The sequence below is a fragment of the Kaistia nematophila genome (genome assembly GCF_026343855.1).
GTDB lineage: Bacteria > Pseudomonadota > Alphaproteobacteria > Rhizobiales > Kaistiaceae > Kaistia > Kaistia nematophila.
Map to the genome: position 1 here is coordinate 257,476 of NZ_JAPKNK010000001.1, position 16,907 is coordinate 274,382.

16 protein-coding genes are annotated in these 16,907 nt (G+C 69.2%); 12 read left to right on the forward strand and 4 right to left on the reverse strand.

Annotated elements, in window-relative coordinates; genetic code table 11:
• The first annotated feature begins 128 nt into the window (after positions 1 to 128).
• The 5 genes from OSH07_RS01210 to OSH07_RS01230 all read left to right on the forward strand — a co-directional run bounded on the left by OSH07_RS01210 (position 129) and on the right by OSH07_RS01230 (position 6,042).
• The gene (locus OSH07_RS01210; protein ID WP_266336780.1) at positions 129 to 1,703 is read left to right on the forward strand and encodes a xylulokinase; all 1,575 of its coding nucleotides are present in this window, start codon (positions 129 to 131) and stop codon (positions 1,701 to 1,703) included.
• A 104-nt stretch (positions 1,704 to 1,807) separates the two neighbouring features.
• Entirely contained in the window at positions 1,808 to 2,683 is an 876-nt protein-coding gene (locus OSH07_RS01215) for a sugar ABC transporter substrate-binding protein (RefSeq protein ID WP_266336781.1), read from the forward strand.
• Positions 2,680 to 4,314: a sugar ABC transporter ATP-binding protein gene (locus OSH07_RS01220; protein ID WP_266336782.1), complete on the forward strand. Its 1,635-nt coding sequence runs from the start codon at positions 2,680 to 2,682 to the stop codon at positions 4,312 to 4,314. The genes OSH07_RS01215 and OSH07_RS01220 overlap by 4 nt, the downstream gene beginning before the upstream one ends.
• On the forward strand, positions 4,311 to 5,240 hold the full coding sequence (locus tag OSH07_RS01225; RefSeq protein ID WP_266336783.1) for an ABC transporter permease: 930 nt from the start codon (positions 4,311 to 4,313) through the stop codon (positions 5,238 to 5,240). Before OSH07_RS01220 ends, OSH07_RS01225 begins: the two co-directional genes overlap by 4 nt.
• Positions 5,241 to 5,310: 70 nt before the next feature.
• Positions 5,311 to 6,042: a dienelactone hydrolase family protein gene (locus tag OSH07_RS01230; RefSeq protein ID WP_266336784.1), complete on the forward strand. Its 732-nt coding sequence runs from the start codon at positions 5,311 to 5,313 to the stop codon at positions 6,040 to 6,042.
• Between the two features lie 21 nt (positions 6,043 to 6,063).
• Here OSH07_RS01230 and OSH07_RS01235 read toward each other — a convergent pair whose 3' ends face one another.
• Complete coding sequence (locus tag OSH07_RS01235) at positions 6,064 to 6,975, reverse strand: DMT family transporter (protein ID WP_266336785.1); 912 nt, start codon at positions 6,973 to 6,975, stop codon at positions 6,064 to 6,066.
• The gene (gene mtnC, locus OSH07_RS01240) at positions 6,972 to 7,691 is read right to left on the reverse strand and encodes an acireductone synthase (protein ID WP_266336786.1); all 720 of its coding nucleotides are present in this window, start codon (positions 7,689 to 7,691) and stop codon (positions 6,972 to 6,974) included. The genes OSH07_RS01235 and mtnC overlap by 4 nt, the downstream gene beginning before the upstream one ends.
• An 86-nt stretch (positions 7,692 to 7,777) precedes the next feature.
• Between mtnC and mtnA the strand changes: the two genes are divergently transcribed.
• Positions 7,778 to 8,872, forward strand: coding sequence for an S-methyl-5-thioribose-1-phosphate isomerase (gene mtnA / locus OSH07_RS01245; protein ID WP_266336787.1), 1,095 nt, complete (start codon positions 7,778 to 7,780; stop codon positions 8,870 to 8,872).
• Here the strand turns inward: mtnA and OSH07_RS01250 are convergent, their stop codons facing one another.
• Entirely contained in the window at positions 8,873 to 10,072 is a 1,200-nt protein-coding gene (locus tag OSH07_RS01250) for an MFS transporter (RefSeq protein ID WP_266336788.1), read from the reverse strand.
• A gap of 114 nt (positions 10,073 to 10,186) precedes the next feature.
• Here OSH07_RS01250 and OSH07_RS01255 point away from each other — a divergent pair, with 114 nt between their 5' ends.
• Complete coding sequence (locus OSH07_RS01255) at positions 10,187 to 10,498, forward strand: ArsR/SmtB family transcription factor (protein ID WP_266336789.1); 312 nt, start codon at positions 10,187 to 10,189, stop codon at positions 10,496 to 10,498.
• A 55-nt stretch (positions 10,499 to 10,553) separates the two neighbouring features.
• On the opposite strand, the gene OSH07_RS01260 is transcribed toward OSH07_RS01255, so the two are convergent.
• On the reverse strand, positions 10,554 to 10,892 hold the full coding sequence (locus OSH07_RS01260) for a hypothetical protein (protein WP_266336790.1): 339 nt from the start codon (positions 10,890 to 10,892) through the stop codon (positions 10,554 to 10,556).
• 221 nt (positions 10,893 to 11,113) lie between these two features.
• Here OSH07_RS01260 and fabA point away from each other — a divergent pair, with 221 nt between their 5' ends.
• The 5 genes from fabA to hrpB all read left to right on the forward strand — a co-directional run bounded on the left by fabA (position 11,114) and on the right by hrpB (position 16,872).
• A complete protein-coding gene (gene fabA, locus OSH07_RS01265; protein ID WP_266336791.1) occupies positions 11,114 to 11,641 on the forward strand; it encodes a 3-hydroxyacyl-[acyl-carrier-protein] dehydratase FabA in 528 nt (175 codons plus the stop codon).
• A 69-nt stretch (positions 11,642 to 11,710) separates the two neighbouring features.
• Positions 11,711 to 12,934 (forward strand): beta-ketoacyl-ACP synthase I, encoded by a 1,224-nt coding sequence (gene fabB, locus OSH07_RS01270; RefSeq protein ID WP_266336792.1) that lies wholly within the window; start codon positions 11,711 to 11,713, stop codon positions 12,932 to 12,934.
• A gap of 26 nt (positions 12,935 to 12,960) precedes the next feature.
• Positions 12,961 to 13,809, forward strand: a complete 849-nt coding sequence (gene fabI / locus OSH07_RS01275; protein ID WP_266336793.1) for an enoyl-ACP reductase FabI — start codon at positions 12,961 to 12,963, stop codon at positions 13,807 to 13,809.
• A gap of 190 nt (positions 13,810 to 13,999) precedes the next feature.
• Positions 14,000 to 14,287: a GIY-YIG nuclease family protein gene (locus OSH07_RS01280; protein ID WP_266336794.1), complete on the forward strand. Its 288-nt coding sequence runs from the start codon at positions 14,000 to 14,002 to the stop codon at positions 14,285 to 14,287.
• Positions 14,288 to 14,418: 131 nt separating this feature from the next.
• A complete protein-coding gene (gene hrpB / locus OSH07_RS01285) occupies positions 14,419 to 16,872 on the forward strand; it encodes an ATP-dependent helicase HrpB (RefSeq protein ID WP_266336795.1) in 2,454 nt (817 codons plus the stop codon).
• Positions 16,873 to 16,907: the final 35 nt, after the last annotated feature.

Genomic DNA, 16,907 nt, shown 5'->3' on the forward strand with positions numbered 1-16,907 from the left:
CCGCGCGGCCCAGAGCGTTTCCGGCGAACAACCTGCCCGAAGGGGAGGGGCGCGTCGCCATGCCGATTCCCTCCGGCGGGAACAGGCTCTAGATTGCGCCTCCCGAAACCGCGGACAGGGATTCGAACATGGCAGTCAGGAAGCCGGTCAGGAAGCCGTCGCCGGAGCGCACGGTACTGATCATCGACGTCGGAACCTCGTCGGTGAAGGCTGCGCTGTTCGACGAGACGGGCCGCACCCTGCGCTCGGCCGATACGCCGATCGTGACCGCCGTGCCGCATCCCGGCTGGGCGGAGCAGGATCCGGCCGCCTGGTGGAAGGCGACCGTTGACGCCGTCCAGGCGCTCGCCATCGACATCCAGCCGATCGCCATCACGCTGACCGGCTCGATGCAGAACGTCATCCTGCTCGGCCGCGACGGCGCCAGCGTGCGGCCGGCGCTGCTCTATAGCGACGCCCGCGTGACGGCGGCCGAGATCGCGGCCGTGAAGGCGCAGCTGCCGCCCGATTTCGAGAACCGCATTGGCAACCGCGCCGAGCCGGCGCTCTGCCTGTTCCGGCTCGACTGGCTGCTCAACCACGAGATCGACACCATGACGGCGGTCGAGCGCGTGCTGTTCGGCGCCAAGGACGCCGTGATCCACCGCATGACCGGCCGCGCCGTCGTCGATCCGACCTGCGCCACCACCACCGGCCTGCTCAATCTCGCCGAGCGGCATTGGGACGCGACGATCCTCGGTTCCATCGGCCTGTCGCTCCGGATCCTGCCCGACATCCTCGATGCCGACGCGCTCGCCGGGCCGCTGCTGCCGGAGCCCGCGGGCGCGCTTGGCCTGAAGCCCGGCATTCCCGTCTATGTCGGCGCCGGCGATGGCGGGGCCACCGCCTGGGGCACGTCGAGCGAGCAGCACGACCGGCCGCACGCCTATCTCGGCACCACCGGCTGGATCGCCGCCACCATGCCCCATTCGGTGGCGAAGCCGCCGCGCGATGCCTATACGCTCGCCGCTCCTGTCGGCACCGACGTCATCGTCATCTCGCCCTTCCTCGCCGCAGGGCTCGCCATCGACTGGTTCGCCCATGTCGCCGGCCGGCCGGTCGCCGAGCTCTATGCGGCGGCAGAGGCGCAGGACGCCAACCCGCCGGGCGCGCTGTTCCTTCCCTATCTGATCGGCGAGCGGGCGCCGTTTTCCGATCGCGCCGTGCGCGGCGCCTTCTTCGGCCTCGATCGCGATCACGCGCCGGAAGCGCTGGCCTATGCCGTGCTTGAAGGGCTTGCTCACGCCATCCGCGACAATCTCGACGCGCTGCCGATCAAGCCCGCCACCATCGCGCTCGCCGGCGGCGTCGCCGGCAGCCTGACGGTGGCGCATCTGATCGCCGACGTCACCGGCGCCAGGGTCACCGTTCCGGCCGCTTCGCGCATCGTCACCGCCTATGGCGCCTTCCGCATCATCGCGCCGATCATCGGGCTCGCGCCGAAGGGCGGCTCGGCCGCCGCCAAGGCCGCGAGTGCGACCAGGGCGGGCGTCGGCGCCAAGAAGGCTGCGGGCAAGGCGGAAAAGTCGGCGGCCGGCAGCGACGAAACCGTCGTCAAGCCGAGGAAGGATCGGGCCAGACGGGCTGCCCGGCGCTTTGCCGCCTATCGTGAGGCGGCGTCGCATGCGCGGGCGCTCGCCGCCGCGCTCGATCCGGCGCTCTGAGCCGCTTGCGCCCGGCGTGGCGGAAGCGATATCACTCTCCCCGCACCCAAGGGGAGAGTGAAAAAATGCGGGCTGGAATTCTTGGTTTGGCCTTGGCCGGTTTGATGGCCTCGACGGCTGGCGCCTTCGCCGCCGACGTGGCGGTGCTGACGCCGTATCAGAGCTCGGTCGCCACCAATCAGATGATCAACGTGTTCCAGGACAAGGCCAAGACGGCCGGCTGGAACGCCACGGTCGTCGACACGCGCGGCGACATGGGCCAGCTCGCCAGCCGCATCGAGGATGTCATCGCCGCCAAGGTCGCGGCGATCGTGCTCGTCAGCGTCGATCCGACCCAGATCCAGGATCAGGTCAACGCCGCCGCCGCTGCCGGCATTCCGGTCGTCACCATCGACGGCGCCAAGGCGCCGGGCGTCGTGCTCAACGTCACCTCGGACAATTTCGAGCTCGGCACCAAGCTGTCCGACTTCCTGTTCGGCAAGCTCGGCGGCAAGGGCAACATCGCCAAGTTCTACTATTCGGCCCATCCGGGCGTGCACCAGCGCGAGCTGGCGCTCGACGCGGCGCTGAAGAAGTACCCGGACATCAAGGTCGTCGCCGATCACTATGTCGTCGTGCCGGGCCCGGTCGACGACGCGCGCAAGACCACCGAGAACTGGCTGAAGAGCCAGGGCGACCAGATCGACGCGGTCTGGGCGGCCTGGGACGAGCCGGCGATCGGCGCGCAGCTGGCGATCGAGGCAGACAAGCCGGATTCGAAGATCATCATCGCCGGCATCGACGGCAATCCGCAGGCGGTCGAGCTGATCAAGTCGTGCTCGCACATCAAGGGCACGGTCAGCCAGGACTTCGACGCCATGGCCAGCCTCGCGGCCGAGGGCCTGACCGGCATTCTCGCCGGCAAGGCGCCGGAGAAGGCCGAGATCTACGCGCCGGCCAAGCTGATCACCCCGGAGACGCTGGGCGTCACCTGCCCGTGACATCGGATTCCTTTCTCGCGCTGGGCGGCCTCGTCAAGCACTTCGGCGCGACGAAAGCTCTCGATTCCGCCGATCTCGCGCTCCGCGCGGGGTCGGTGCATGCGCTTGTCGGCGAAAACGGCGCCGGCAAGTCGACCCTGATCAAGACGCTTTCCGGCCTCTACCAGCCCGATGCCGGCACGATCCGCCTCGATGGCGCCGACGTGACCATCGACGGCCCGCGCGCGGCCGAGGCGCTGGGTCTCCGCTTCATCCACCAGGAACTGAACCTGGTTCCGCATTTCGACGCCGTCGGCAATGCCTGGATCGGCCGCCGCCATCCGCGCCGCGGCCCGTTCATCGATCGCCGCGCCATGCGGGCGAAGGTATCCGAGGTGGCGGCGCGCATCGCCCCCGACCTGCCGCTCGACCGGCCGGCGGCGCGGCTGACGCCCGGCCAGCGTCAGATGGCGGAAATCGTTCGCGCGCTGATGGACCCCTGCCGCCTCGTCGTCATGGACGAGCCGACCTCCAGCCTGTCCGAGGGCGAGGCCGAGCGGCTGCACGCGATCGTGCGCCAGCTTTCGGCCGAGGGCTGCGCCGTTCTGTTCATCTCGCACCGGCTCGACGAGGTGCTCGACCTCTGCGACAGCTACACTGTGCTCAGAAACGGCCGCACGGTCGGCTTCGGCGCCGTCGCCAACACCAGCCGCGCCGGTCTGGTCGCGATGATGTCGGGGACTACGGGGGCGGGCTCTTCCACTCATTCACCTCTCCCAGGGGGCGAGGTCGGCCCGGAGGGCCGGGTGAGAGGGACAGGCCCCTCCGGCAACGCCGCAACCCCTCACCCGCCGGCTGCGCCGTCGACCTCTCCCGATGGGAGAGGTGAAAAGCCCGCGCTGGCCGCCGATCTCGCCTTCGGCCCGGGCGACGGTCGCGTCGCCCTTGCCGTGCGGCCGGGCGAGATCGTCGGCCTCTACGGCCTCGTCGGCGCCGGCCGTTCGTCGCTCCTGCGCACGCTCTGGGGCGCGACGCCGGGACGGGGGCTGATCGCGATCGACGGCCAGGTGCCCGGGCATGGGCCGGCCGGCCGCATCGCCGCCGGCTGCGCCTATGTGCCCGAGGACCGCCGCCGCGAGGGCCTCGCCAATTCGCTCTCGATCGAGAGCAATCTTTCGCTGGCTCACCTTTCCGATTTTCGCGCGGTCCCGCGCCTTCCGGTCCCGTCGCGCTCGAAAATCCGCAAATTCGCCAAGGCCACCGGCGCCCGTCTCCGCCTCGTCGCCGCCGGTCCGGACCGCTCGCCGGCGACGCTTTCCGGCGGCAACCAGCAGAAGCTGCTGTTCGGCCGCTGGCTCGGCCGCCCGATCCGCGCCCTGCTCGTCGACGAGCCGACGCGCGGCGTCGATGTCGGCGCCAAGGGCGAGATCCATGCCGAGATGCGCCGGATCGCCGCCGACAGCGCCGCCGTCCTGATGGCGACCAGCGACATCGAGGAACTCCTCGCCCTTTCCGGCCGCGTCCTCGTGCTCCATGCCGGTCGGCTGGTGGCCGAGCTCGACGGTTCCTCGCTCACCCGCGCGGCGGTCGTCGCCGCCGCCTTCGGCCATGCTCCGGACGAGCATCGGCCGCCCTCGGAACGCTCCGCATGACCTTCTTTCGCCGTTACGGCACGCTTCTGGCGCTGGCGCTGATCATCCTCGTCTTCGCCATCGCCTCGCCGCAGGCCTTCGGCTCGATGTCGAACCTCGTCAACATCACCCAGCAGATGGCGCTGCTCGCCATCGTCGCCATCGGCGCGACGCTGGTGATGGTGCTGGGCGAGTTCGACCTCTCCGTCTCCGCCGTCGTCTCCTGGGCCGGCATCGCCGCCGCCGCCCTGTTCGCGGCCGGCGTCGCCGTTCCCGTGGTGATGATCGTCGTCCTCGTCTCGGCGGTGGCGATGGGGGCCGTCTCCGGCTTCCTCGTCGCCCGCTACAAGGTGCCGAGCTTCATCGCCACGCTCGCCTTCGGCACGGTGATCGGCGGCTTGACCTTCTGGGTTTCCAACGGCGCCACCCTCTTTTCCGGCATTCCGGCCGGTTTTCGCGATCTCGGCCGCGGCACGCTCGCCGGCGTGCCCGTGCCGACGCTGTGGCTGATCGGCGTCGCGATCGTGTTCTGGCTGCTGCTCGACCAGACCGAGTTCGGCCGCCGGCTCTATGCGATCGGCGGCAATCGCGAGGCGGCGCGCCTGGTCGGCCTGCCGGTCCGGCGCGACATGGTCATCGCCTTCGCGCTCTGCGCGGCGCTCGCCGGCCTCGCCGGCCTGCTGCTGACGGCCCGCCTCGGCAGCGCGCATCCGACCGGCGGCGGCGGCTACCTGCTGCAGGCCTATGCGGCCGTCTTCCTCGGCATGACGGCGTTCCGCGAGGGCGAGCCGAGCGTGCCCGGCACGCTGGTCGGCGCGGCGATCATCGCCGTCGTCTCCAACGGCCTCACCATCCTCGGCGTGCCGAGCTTCCTGCAGGACCTGCTGACCGGCGCGATCATCCTGGCCGCCGTGCTGGTGCGCAATTTCGGCCGCGACGGCGATTGAGGTTCGCTTCGGCCGCCTTATCTTCCGTCCGTTGCCTTCCGGCTGCTTCTCCCACCACGGACGCATTGCGATGAGACAGGACGTCGAGATCAAGACCGCCGACGGCGCCGCCAGCGCCGCCCTGTTCGCCCCGGCCGGGCCGAACGCCACCCTTTCCGGCGTCATCCTCTACATGGACGCCTTCGGCCTCCGGCCGGCGCTCTACGGCATGGCCGAGAAGCTGGTGGATGCCGGCTATTTCGTCCTCGTGCCGGACCTCTTCTACCGGTCCGCGCCCTATGGGCCGTTCGACACCACCGCTTTCAGCAACGAGACGACGCGGGTCCAACTGCGGGCGATGTTGCAGGCGACGACCCAGGCGATGACCGAGCGCGACGGCGCCGCCTTCATCGAGACGCTGACCGCGGCCGGCGCGACCGGTCCGATCGGCGCGGTCGGCTATTGCTTCGGCGGCGGCCGGGCGCTGACGGCGGCGGCGGCCTATCCGGACAGGATCGCGGCGGCGGCGAGCTTCCATGGCGGCAATCTCGCCAGCGACGCGCCCGACAGCCCGCATCTGCGCGCCGGCTCGATCCGGGCGCGCGTCTATGTCGGCGAGGCAGGCGTCGACGCGAGCTTCCCGCCGGCGCAATCGGCGAAGCTGGCCGAGGCGCTGCGCGAGGCCGGCGTCGACCATATCGTCGAGAATTATGTCGGCATGGCGCATGGCTGGGCGGTCAGCGATCACGGCGTCTATGACGAGGCTGGCGCGGCGCGGCACTGGAAGCGGCTGCTCGACTTCTTCGCCGAGACGCTGCGCTAGAGCGGCCCCTTCGCGGCGCGCTCAGGCCGGCTGGCCGCGGCGCTGCAGCCATTTCGAGCCGAACGCCGCGAGGCCGGCGCCGGCGACGACGAGCAGGGTGGCGGCGAGCAGGGTGAGGCTCGGCTCCGCCTGGCCGGTCAGCACCAGGATCAGCGTCGACAGCGGCGGCGCCGCATAGGACATGGCGCCGAGCAGGGCCAGCCTGCCATGCTTGGTGGCGTGGTCCCAGGCGACGAAGGCGGCGCCGATCGGGCCGATGCCGAGCGCGAGCAGCGACAATGTCGCGCCGGTATCGGGCAGGACGAATGTCTCGCCGATCGCGAGATGGCAGAGGCCCGCCAGCACGGCGACGAGGGCGCAGACGACGATCATCGGCTCGCTGCCCGGCGCGTTGATGCGGTTGTTCAGCACCGAATAGAGCGACCAGGTGAAGGCGCAGACGAGGGCGGCGAGATAGCCGGCCATCGCCGTGCCGCTCGCCTCGACCGGGCCGGGCCCGCCGACCAGAAGCAGCGTGGCGGCGAAGCCGAGGACGGCGCCGGCGACCTGCGGCAGGCCGAGCCTGGTGCTGCCGCCGGGGATCAGGCCGGAGAAGAGCACGATCAGGAGCGGCCAGAGATAGTTGATCAGGCTTGCCTGCGCCGGCGGGGCGAGGCGCAGCGCGGCGAAATAGAGCGCGTGATAGGCGAAGATCGCGACCGTGGTCAGGACCCATGCCCGGAGCGGCCATTGCCGCAGGCCGGCGCGGACGCCGGCCGGGCCGCGCATGGCGAGGAAGCCGGCCAGCGCCGCGACGGCGGCGATGGCGAAGGTGAGGCCGAGCGCCTCGAAGGTCGGAACGGACTTGCTGGCGCCGGTCAGCGCCGCGAGGCAGGCCCAGAGGCCGATCGCGGCGGCGCCGACCGCCGTGGCGGAGCCCGATTCCCGGTTCATCCTGCGTTGCGGACGGTGCCGGCCTTCGCGTCGATGGCGCCGAATTCGGTGACGAGCGGATGGGTCTGGTCGGGCGGGATCACCGCCTCGCCGCGGTCGAGGCCGATCGTCTTCATGCCGGCGGCGCGGGCCGCGTCCAGTTCCTTCGTGTTGTCGGAGAGGAACAGGATCTCGGCCGGGGCGATGCCGATCTCGCCGGCGATCGCGGTATAGGACGCCGCCTCGAGCTTCGAGCCGATGGCGGTGTCGAAATAGCCGGAGAAGAGCGGCGTCAGGTCGCCGGCATGGGTGAAGCCGAAGATCAGCTTCTGCGCCAGCACCGAGCCGGACGAATAGACGTAGAGGGCGAGGCCCTCGGCTTTCCAGGCCTCGAGCCCGGCGATGGCGTCGGGATAGATGTCGCCCTTCAGCACGCCGGAACGATAGCCGTCCTCCCAGATCATGCCCTGCAGCGCCTTGAGCGGCTTGGCCTTGCGGTCCTCGTCGATCCACCCCTGCAGGAGGGCGATCGTCGCTTCCGTGTCGAGATCGGGCCGTTCGGCCAGCGTGCGCGCCTCGGCCAGCGCGTCGGCGACTTCCGGGTCGGCCGCGTGTTCGGCGACGAAGCCGGCGAGGCGACTGCGCGCAAAGGGAAACAGCACGTCCTTGACGAAGGAGATCGACGAGGTCGTGCCCTCGATATCGGTCAAAATGGCGCGGATTTGCGGGGTCGACATCGATGGAGCCCTGATGGTTACTGGTACTTCCGCCTCTACTCGATTACGTGAGGGCGGTCATCCCATTTTCGGTCGCGGAGTTTTTGATGAAAGTCGACGGCGTATCCTATCGGTCGATCTGGCGCGATCCCTCCGAGACCACGGTCACCGTCGTCGACCAGACCCTGCTGCCGCATCGCTTCGATACGCTGAAGCTGATGAACGTCGCCGACGCCATCGACGCGATCAAGCGCATGGTGGTGCGCGGGGCGCCGCTGATCGGCGTCACCGGCGCCTATGGCTATGCGATGGCGCTGCGCGACGACCCGTCCGACGCCAATGTCGATGCCGCCTTCGACGCGATCAACGCCGCCCGGCCGACCGCCGTCAATCTGCGCTGGGCGCTCGAGATCCTGCGCCGCGAGATCCGCGACCTGGCCCCGGACGATCGCGCCGTCGCCGCCTATGTCGTCGCCGACCGGCTGCGTGCAGAGGACATCGAGACCAATGGCGCCATCGCCGAACAGGGCGCGCGGCTGGTGCGCGAGATCTACGAGGCCAATGGCCGCTCGCGCCCGGTCAACATCCTGACCCATTGCAACACCGGCTGGATCGCCTGCGTCGACTGGGGCACGGCGCTCGGCGTGATCTACCGCGCCCATGACGACGGCATCCCCGTCCATGTCTGGGTTGACGAGACCCGGCCGCGCAACCAGGGCGCCAGCCTGACGACGTGGGAGCTCGGCTCGCATGGCGTGCCGCACACGTTGATCGTCGACAATGCCGGCGGTCACCTGATGCAGCATGGCCAGGTCGACATCTGCCTGGTCGGCGCCGACCGCGTCACCGCCTCGGGCGACGCCTGCAACAAGATCGGCACCTATCTGAAGGCGCTCGCGGCCAAAGACAACCACGTGCCCTTCTATGTCGTGCTGCCCGGCTCGACGATCGACTGGAACATGGAGGACGGCGTCGCCGAGATCGAGATCGAGGAGCGCGCCTCCGACGAGGTGACCCATATCTCCGGCGTCGCCGGCGACGGCTCGATCGTCAAGGTTCGGCTGGCGCCGAAGGGGACCAAGGTCGGCAACCCGGCCTTCGACGTGACGCCCGCCCGCCTCGTCACCGGCCTCGTCACCGAGCGCGGCGTCGCCGAGGCGAGCCGCGCCGGCCTGCTCGGTCTCTATCCCGAGAAGGCCTGATCAGGCCCGCTCGGCGGCGGGGCAGGGAGAAGGCTCCGCCTGTCGCGCCGGCGCCTTCATCGTCGCCAGCATCAGGACGAGCGCCGCCAGCTCGAACAGCGCGGCGGTCCAGCCGATCGCCGTGATCGAGACGAAATCGATCGCGAGCGCGCCGATCGCGGCGCCGGTCGCCGTGCCGAAATAGAGCGCCGACGAGTTCAGCGACAGCGACACCGCGGCGAGCGACGGCGCCAGGCGGACGAGCCGCACCTGCTGCACGGCCGGGAACGACCAGCCCGCTAGGCCCCAGACGGCGGCGATGACATAGGCGACGACGAGGCCGTGCCGGTCGGGCGCGAAGACCGAGACCAGCGACAGCGCGGCGAAGTTGATCGTCAGCGTCGCCAGCACGGCGGTGAGGAAGCGCCTGCCGTTCCAGCGGTCGGCGGCATAGCCGCCGATCAGGTTGCCGGCGGCGCCGCCAATGCCGGCCAGGAACAGCGCGCCGGCGACCATTTCCGGCGTCGCGCCGAAGATCTCGGTCATCAGGGCGCCGAAATAGGTGTTGATCGCGAAGATGCCGCCGAGCGTCAGGAAGGTCAGCGCCAGCACGATCAGGAGGTCGGGGCGGCGGACCATCTCGATGCGGGCGGCGAGCGAGACGCTGGCCGGCGCGTCGACGCGCGGCAGCGCGGCGAGGATGCCGACAAGGGCGATCGCCGCCAGCCCGGCGACGCCGAGGAAGGTGGCGCGCCAGCCGAAATGCTCGGCGACCAGCGTGCCGATCGGCACGCCGACGATGATCGACACCGTCATGCCCGTGTAGATGATCGAGATGGCGCGGCCGCGCTTTTCCGGCGCGACCATGGTCGCCGCCGTGCCCGAGGCGGACGGCACGAAGGCGGCGGCCGACAGCGCCAGCAGCACGCGCGACACCATCAGCCAGAGATAGTCCGGCGCCAGCCCGGCGACGATGTTGGCGAGGCCGAAGGCGGTGATGGCGGCGGCGAGCAGCGTCTTGCGCGGCCAGTTGGCCGTCGCCACCGCGAGCAGCGGCGCCGCCACGGCGTAGACCAGCGCGAAGCAGGTGACGAGATGGCCGGCCGCCGCGACCGACACCTGCAGGTCGCCGGCGATCATCGGCAGGATGCCGGCGATCATGAAGCCTTCCGTGCCGATGGCGAAGGTGCCGAGCGCCAGCCAGATCAGGGAGCGAAGCATGGTGTTTTATCCAAGAGTTCAAAAACTGTTGGACAATATGGCGCGGCAATCGGAGGCGTCAAGCAAAGTTCAATAACTCTTGAACTGATTGGTCGCCAGCTTTATGTCTCGTCCATGGCCAAGGACCTGTTTCACCCGCTCACCGAGCAGATCGATCTTTCCGCCGTGCTGGAGGCGCTGAGCGACCCGATCCGGCGCGACGTGGTGCAGCACCTGATGAAGGTTGGCGAGGACAGCTGCGGCGCGACCTCGGCCTTTTCCGGCCTGCCCAAGACCAACCTGACCTATCACCTCGCCAAGCTGCGCGAGGCCGGCGTCACCCGCGCCCGCATCGATGGCGCCAAGCGGATGATCTCGGTCCGCTTCGACGACCTCGAAGCCCGCTTCCCCGGCCTGCTGCCGGCGATCCTCGGTCCGAAGTCCTGACCGGCGCCTCCGGGCGTTGCCTTCCCGACGTTGAAGAGCCACGCGGCCCCGGCCGTCAGCGACCCTGGCGACGGATCTCCGTCGTGCCCTGCTGCACGGCTCCCCTCGGCGTCCGGCAGAAGCAGCGGTCGCCGGCCTGCTCCAGCCGGCCGAGCGGGCAGGTGCCGAGCAGGGTGCGGCATTCGCTGCCGACCATCGGCCGGATCTGCGGACCGGCTGGCGTGCGCACGGTCGGCTGTGGCGCCGTGAACATCTTTGGCTGGCTGAAAAGATTGGGTTGCTGGAACAGTTGCGGCGTGTCGATGCCGCTGCCCGCGAGCGCCGGCCCCGCTGCCAAGCCGGCAAACATCGCCAGCGCGCCGAAAACGACGCTCCTGCGGAAGGATCTCGGCATCGAATCATCTCCTGGCGGCATCGGGGCGATCGCGGCCCGCTTCATCCTATCAGCGCGGCCGGCGCAGCACGAACGAACAAATCCGCCGGGCTTTCGATCGGGGAACGGCTATGTTAGGAAGGCCTCGATCAGCGTCGGGGGGCGAACGTCTCCACGCAAACAGGATAGTGCGCGGGCCCGCATTGTTAAGAGGCCGCGCCGAACAGAGGTAGATTGACGGCATGGCAGATCGCCCGTCGAGCTTCGACTATGAGGCTCTGCTCGCCTGCGGGCGAGGGGAATTGTTTGGCGAAGGCAATGCGCAATTGCCGCTGCCGCCCATGTTGATGTTCGACCGCATCACGTCGATCAGCGAAGAGGGCGGCGAGTATGGCAAGGGCCACATCCGCGCCGAGCTCGACGTCAATCCCGATCTCTGGTTCTTCCAGTGCCACTTCAAGGGCGATCCGGTGATGCCGGGCTGCCTCGGCCTCGACGCCATGTGGCAGATGCTCGGCTTCTTCCTCGGCTGGAGCGGTTCGCCCGGTCGCGGCCGCGCGCTCTCGACCGGCGAGATCAAGTTCTCCGGCATGGTCGTGCCGAGCGTCAAGAAGGTCGAATACGGCGTCGACCTGAAGCGCGTTCTCCGCTCCAAGCTGGTGCTCGGCATCGCCGATGGCTGGTTGAAGGCGGATGGCGTCACCATCTACCGCGCCAAGGACCTGCGCGTCGGCCTGTTCCAGGGCGAGGCGACACCTGCCGTCGGTTGATGGCGGGGCCGGCCCGTGCGGGCCGGCCGGTCATGGCCGAACGTTAGAATTCAGGAAGGACACCGAGCGATGAAGCGGGTCGTAGTGACCGGGACGGGTATCGTCTCCTCCATCGGCAACAACACCCAGGAAGTGCTGGCGAGCCTGCACGAGGCCCGGAGCGGCATCACCGCCGCCAAGGACTTCGCCGAGCTCGGCTTCCGCTGCCAGGTGCAGGGCATGCCGACGCTGGATCCGGCCGAGGTCGTCGACCGTCGCGCCATGCGCTTCCACGGCGGCGGCACCGCCTGGAACCATGTCGCCATGGAGCAGGCGATCCGCGACGCCGGCCTCGAGGAGAACGAGGTCTCGAACGAGCGCACCGGCATCATCATGGGCTCGGGCGGCCCGTCGACCCGCGCCATCGTCGAGGCGGCCGACATCACCCGCTCCAAGGGCCCGAAGCGCGTCGGCCCGTTCGCGGTGCCGAAGGCGATGTCGTCGACCGCCTCCGCCACGCTCGCGACCTGGTTCAAGATCAAGGGCGTCAACTATTCGATCTCGTCCGCCTGCGCGACCTCCAATCATTGCATCGGCAACGCCTATGAGATGATCCAGTACGGCAAGCAGGACGTGATGTTCGCCGGCGGCTGCGAGGAGCTCGACTGGACGCTCTCCGTGCTGTTCGACGCCATGGGCGCCATGTCGTCCAAGTACAACGACCGCCCGGCCGTCGCCTCGCGCCCCTATGACAAGAACCGCGACGGCTTCGTCATCGCCGGCGGCGCCGGCGTGCTGGTGCTGGAAGAGCTCGAGCATGCGAAGGCCCGCGGCGCCCGCATCTATGGCGAGGTCGTCGGCTACGGCGCTACCTCGGACGGCTACGACATGGTCGCCCCGTCGGGCGAGGGCGCCATCCGCTGCATGCGCCAGGCGCTTTCGACCGTGAAGGGCCCGATCGACTACATCAACCCGCACGCCACCTCGACGCCGGCCGGCGACGCCCCGGAAATCGAGGCGATCCGCACCGTGTTCGGCTCCGGTGACAAGTGCCCGCCGATTTCCGCCACCAAGGCGCTGACGGGCCATTCGCTCGGCGCCACCGGCGTGCAGGAAGCGATCTACAGCCTCTTGATGATGAACAACCGCTTCATCGTCGAATCGGCGCACATCGAAGAACTGGATCCGGCCTTCGCCGACATGCCGATCGTGCGCAAGCGCATCGACGACGCGAAGATCGATACCGTACTCTCCAACTCCTTCGGCTTCGGCGGCACGAACGCCTCGCTGGTCTTCCAGCGCTACGTCGCCTGAGACACAACAAGAACAAGGACGATCGAATGACGGCACCAATCAGCAACCTGATGAGCGGCAAGCGCGGTCTCATCATGGGTGTCGCCAACGATCATTCGATCGCCTGGGGCATCGCCCGGACGCTGGCCGCGCATGGCGCCGAACTCGCCTTCACCTATCAGGGCGAGGCCTTCGGCCGGCGCGTCAAGCCGCTGGCCGACGCTGTCGGCGCCAAGCTGCTGCTGCCGTGCGATGTCGAGGACCTCGCCTCGGTCGACAGCGTCTTCGCGGCGCTGGAGAAGGAATGGGGCAAGATCGATTTCATCGTTCATGCCATCGGCTTCTCCGACAAGAACGAGCTGAAGGGCCGCTACGCCGACACGACGCGCGACAATTTCGTGAAGACGATGGTGATCTCCTGCTTCTCCTTCACGGAGATCGCCAAGCGCGCCGCGACGCTGATGAAGGATGGCGGCTCGATCCTGACGCTGACCTATGGCGGCTCGACCCGGGTCATGCCGAACTACAACGTCATGGGCGTCGCCAAGGCGGCGCTCGAATCCTCGGTGCGCTACCTCGCCATGGATTTCGGCGGCGACAACATCCGCGTCAACGCCATCTCGGCCGGCCCGGTCCGCACGCTCGCCGGCTCCGGCGTCGCCGATGCGCGCATCATGTACAACTACCAGAAGAAGAATTCGCCGCTGCGCCGCACCGTCTCGCTCGACGAGATCGGCGGCTCGGCGCTCTACCTGCTGTCGGAGCTGGGCGCCGGCGTCACCGGCGACGTGCATTTCGTCGATTCCGGCTACAACATCGTCTCGATGCCGCGGCTGGAAGAGCTGAAGGTGCACGAGGCCAATGCCGAGGCGAACAACCCGCAGGCGGTCGAGTAGGGTTTTCGGCCCCGTCGACGATTTCGAAGGGCGCCCCCGCGGCGCCCTTTTTGCGTTTTGGGGGGTGGCTGTAGGCGGCGAGACACGGCTTGCCCTTGCGGTCATCCCGGTTGCGTCCGCGCGTGAACCGGCCATGGATCCCTGCTTTAGCAGGGATGACGGCGAGGATGGGTCGTGCAATCTTGGGTGCATGACACCGTGCGTGTACATCCTCGCCAGTGCCCGAAATGGAACGCTCTACATCGGCGTGACAAGCAATCTGCCTCAGCGGATCTGGCAGCACCGGGAAGGTTTGCTGGAGGGCTTCACGCGTCGCTACGGGATCAAGACGCTGGTTTACTTCGAGGTGCATGACACAATGGAATCGGCCATCCGTCGCGAAAAGCAGATGAAGCTTTGGAAGCGGGACTGGAAGATTGAATTGATCGAACGTGCCAATCCGGACTGGCTCGATCTCTACGGCGAGATCTCGTTGTAGTCCCACCCTCGCCGTCATCCCTGCGAAAGCAGGGATCCATGTTGATCGCGCGCTCCGCCTTTCCAGCCGCATCTTCGCGAGAACCTTGTCCCCACTGGCACGAACGCCCATCCCACTCTATGACGGCAGCCATGCTGCCCGTTGATGATGCCCTTCCCGAATTGAAAGCCGCGCTGGAACGCGGAAACAGCGCCGTGCTGGTGGCGCCGCCCGGCGCCGGCAAGACGACGCGTGTACCCCTGGCGCTGCTCGACGCGCCCTGGCGGGAGAATCGCCGCATCCTGATGCTGGAGCCGCGCCGGCTCGCCGCCCGCGCCGCCGCCCGCCGCATGGCCGAGACGCTCGGCGAGGAGGTCGGCCAGACCGTCGGCTACCGCGTCCGCCTGGAGAAGAAGGTCTCGGCGAAGACCCGGATCGAGATCGTCACCGAGGGCGTGTTCACCCGCATGATCCTCGACGACCCCGCGCTCGACGGCATTGCTGCGGTGATCTTCGACGAGTTCCACGAGCGCAGCCTCGATGGCGATCTCGGCCTGGCGTTGGCGCTGGACGCACAGGCGGGTCTCCGCGACGACCTGCGCCTCCTCGTCATGTCGGCGACGATCGACGGCGCCCGCGTGGCGCGGCTCCTGGGCGACGCGCCCGTGGTCGAAAGCCTCGGCCGCATGTTCCCGGTCGAGACCCGGCATGGCGGCCGCGATCCCGCCCGCCGCATCGAGGACGACGTCGCTGACGCGGTGCGCCGCGCGCTCGCCGCCGAGGCCGGCAGCCTGCTCGTCTTCCTGCCCGGCCAGGCGGAAATCCGCCGCGTCGCCGAGCGGCTGGAGGGGCGCGTCGGGGCCGATGTCGAGATCGCGCCGCTCTATGGCGCGCTCGACTTTTCCGCGCAGGACCGCGCCATCCGACCCGCCGCGCCGGGCCGGCGCAAGGTCGTGCTGGCGACCTCGATCGCCGAAACCTCGCTCACCATCGAGGGCGTGCGCGTCGTCATCGATTCAGGTCTTGCCCGCGCGCCGATCTATGAGCCGGCGACGGGGCTGACCCGGCTCGAAACCCGTCGCGTCTCGCGCGCTTCGGCCGACCAGCGGCGCGGCCGCGCCGGCCGCACCGAGCCCGGCGTCTGCTACCGGCTCTGGGAGGAGGGGCAGACGGCGGCGCTTGCGCCCTTCGACCGGCCGGAAATCCTCGAAGCCGATCTCGCGCCGCTGGTGCTCGATCTCGCCAACTGGGGCGTCGCCGATCCCGGTCAGCTCGCCTTCCTCGATCCGCCGCCGAAGCCGGCCTGGGAGGAAGCCGTCGCGCTGCTCTCCCGGCTCGACGCCCTCGACGCCGATCGCCGCCTGACCCGGGAGGGCGAGGCGCTCGCCCGTCTTGCCGTCAGCCCGCGCCTCGGCCACATGCTGCGCAAGGGGGCGGAGCTTGGGCTCGGCGGGCTTGCCGGCGCTATCGCCGCCGTGCTGTCCGAAACCGGTCTTGGTGGCAGCGACACCGACCTGCGCGAGCGGCTGCGCCGGCTCTATGCCGCCCGCGATCCCAGGAGCCGGGACTCGCTGCAGCTCGCCTCGCGCTGGGCCCGCGATGTCGGCGCGCGGCCCGATGACGGCCGCGATACCCCGGAGGAGGCTGGTCTGCTCATCGCCTTCGCCTTCCCGGATCGCATCGCCATGGCGCGCGGCGCGCCGGGCGCCTTCGTCATGGCGAATGGCCGTGGCGGCGTTCTCGAAGCGTCCGATGCCCTGTCGCGCGAACCCTTCCTCGCGATCGCCAGCCTGCAGGGCGCGGCGGAAAAGGCCCGCATCCTGACGGCGGCGCCAATCACGCTCGCCGAGATCGAGGCAAATTTCGCCAGCCTGATCACCGAGGAGGAGGGCGTCGCCTTCGATCCGCAGACCGGTTCCGTCCGCGGCCGCAGCGTGCGACGGCTCGGCCGGCTGGTTCTCGCCGACCGCGCCAGCGGCAAGGTTTCCGACGCGGCGGTGCAGGCGGCGCTGCTCACCGAAATCCGCCGGCGCGGCGTCGCTGACCTGCCCTGGGAAAAGACGGCCGAACAGTTCCGCGCCCGCATTGCCTTCCTGCATGCGCGGTTCGGTGATGATTGGCCGGATGTCTCGGATGAAGCGCTGGCCGAAACGCTTGCAGACTGGCTGGGGCCGTTTCTGAGTGGCAAGCGCCGGCTCGACGCGGTGACGCCGGGCATCCTGCATGAGGGGCTGGCAAGCCTCGTTCCGTGGGCCAGGCGCGCGCAGATGGATCGCCTCGCGCCGACCCATTTCGATCCGCCATCCGGCTCGCGCGTGCCGATCGACTATTCGAACGAGAACGGCCCGGTGCTGGAAATCCGGGTGCAGGAACTGTTCGGTCTCGATCGCCACCCGGCCGTTGCCGATGGCGCCGCGCCGGTGACGGTGACGCTGCTGTCGCCCGGCCACCGGCCGATCCAGATCACGAAGGATTTGCCCGGTTTCTGGCGCGGGTCGTGGAAGGACGTGCGCTCCGACATGCGCGGCCGCTATCCCAAGCATGTCTGGCCGGATGACCCGCTGACCGCGCAGGCGACGGCGCGCGCCAAGCCGCGCGGGACGTGACGTCCCAACAGGGCGCGTTGAGGGACTCGGAATCG

Bases quoted from the DNA above. Each gene is read 5' to 3' on its own strand.
- OSH07_RS01255 (WP_266336789.1), top strand. From the start codon at position 10,187: ATGGCCAAGGACCTGTTTCACCCGCTCACCGAGCAGATCGATCTTTCC.
- mtnA (WP_266336787.1), top strand. From the start codon at position 7,778: ATGAAAGTCGACGGCGTATCCTATCGGTCGATCTGGCGCGATCCCTCC.
- OSH07_RS01225 (WP_266336783.1), top strand. From the start codon at position 4,311: ATGACCTTCTTTCGCCGTTACGGCACGCTTCTGGCGCTGGCGCTGATC.
- mtnC (WP_266336786.1), bottom strand. From the start codon at position 7,691: ATGTCGACCCCGCAAATCCGCGCCATTTTGACCGATATCGAGGGCACG.
- OSH07_RS01210 (WP_266336780.1), top strand. From the start codon at position 129: ATGGCAGTCAGGAAGCCGGTCAGGAAGCCGTCGCCGGAGCGCACGGTA.
- fabI (WP_266336793.1), top strand. From the start codon at position 12,961: ATGACGGCACCAATCAGCAACCTGATGAGCGGCAAGCGCGGTCTCATC.
- OSH07_RS01250 (WP_266336788.1), bottom strand. From the start codon at position 10,072: ATGCTTCGCTCCCTGATCTGGCTGGCGCTCGGCACCTTCGCCATCGGC.
- fabA (WP_266336791.1), top strand. From the start codon at position 11,114: ATGGCAGATCGCCCGTCGAGCTTCGACTATGAGGCTCTGCTCGCCTGC.
- OSH07_RS01260 (WP_266336790.1), bottom strand. From the start codon at position 10,892: ATGCCGAGATCCTTCCGCAGGAGCGTCGTTTTCGGCGCGCTGGCGATG.
- OSH07_RS01235 (WP_266336785.1), bottom strand. From the start codon at position 6,975: ATGAACCGGGAATCGGGCTCCGCCACGGCGGTCGGCGCCGCCGCGATC.
- hrpB (WP_266336795.1), top strand. From the start codon at position 14,419: ATGCTGCCCGTTGATGATGCCCTTCCCGAATTGAAAGCCGCGCTGGAA.
- OSH07_RS01280 (WP_266336794.1), top strand. From the start codon at position 14,000: ATGACACCGTGCGTGTACATCCTCGCCAGTGCCCGAAATGGAACGCTC.
- OSH07_RS01230 (WP_266336784.1), top strand. From the start codon at position 5,311: ATGAGACAGGACGTCGAGATCAAGACCGCCGACGGCGCCGCCAGCGCC.
- OSH07_RS01215 (WP_266336781.1), top strand. From the start codon at position 1,808: ATGGCCTCGACGGCTGGCGCCTTCGCCGCCGACGTGGCGGTGCTGACG.
- fabB (WP_266336792.1), top strand. From the start codon at position 11,711: ATGAAGCGGGTCGTAGTGACCGGGACGGGTATCGTCTCCTCCATCGGC.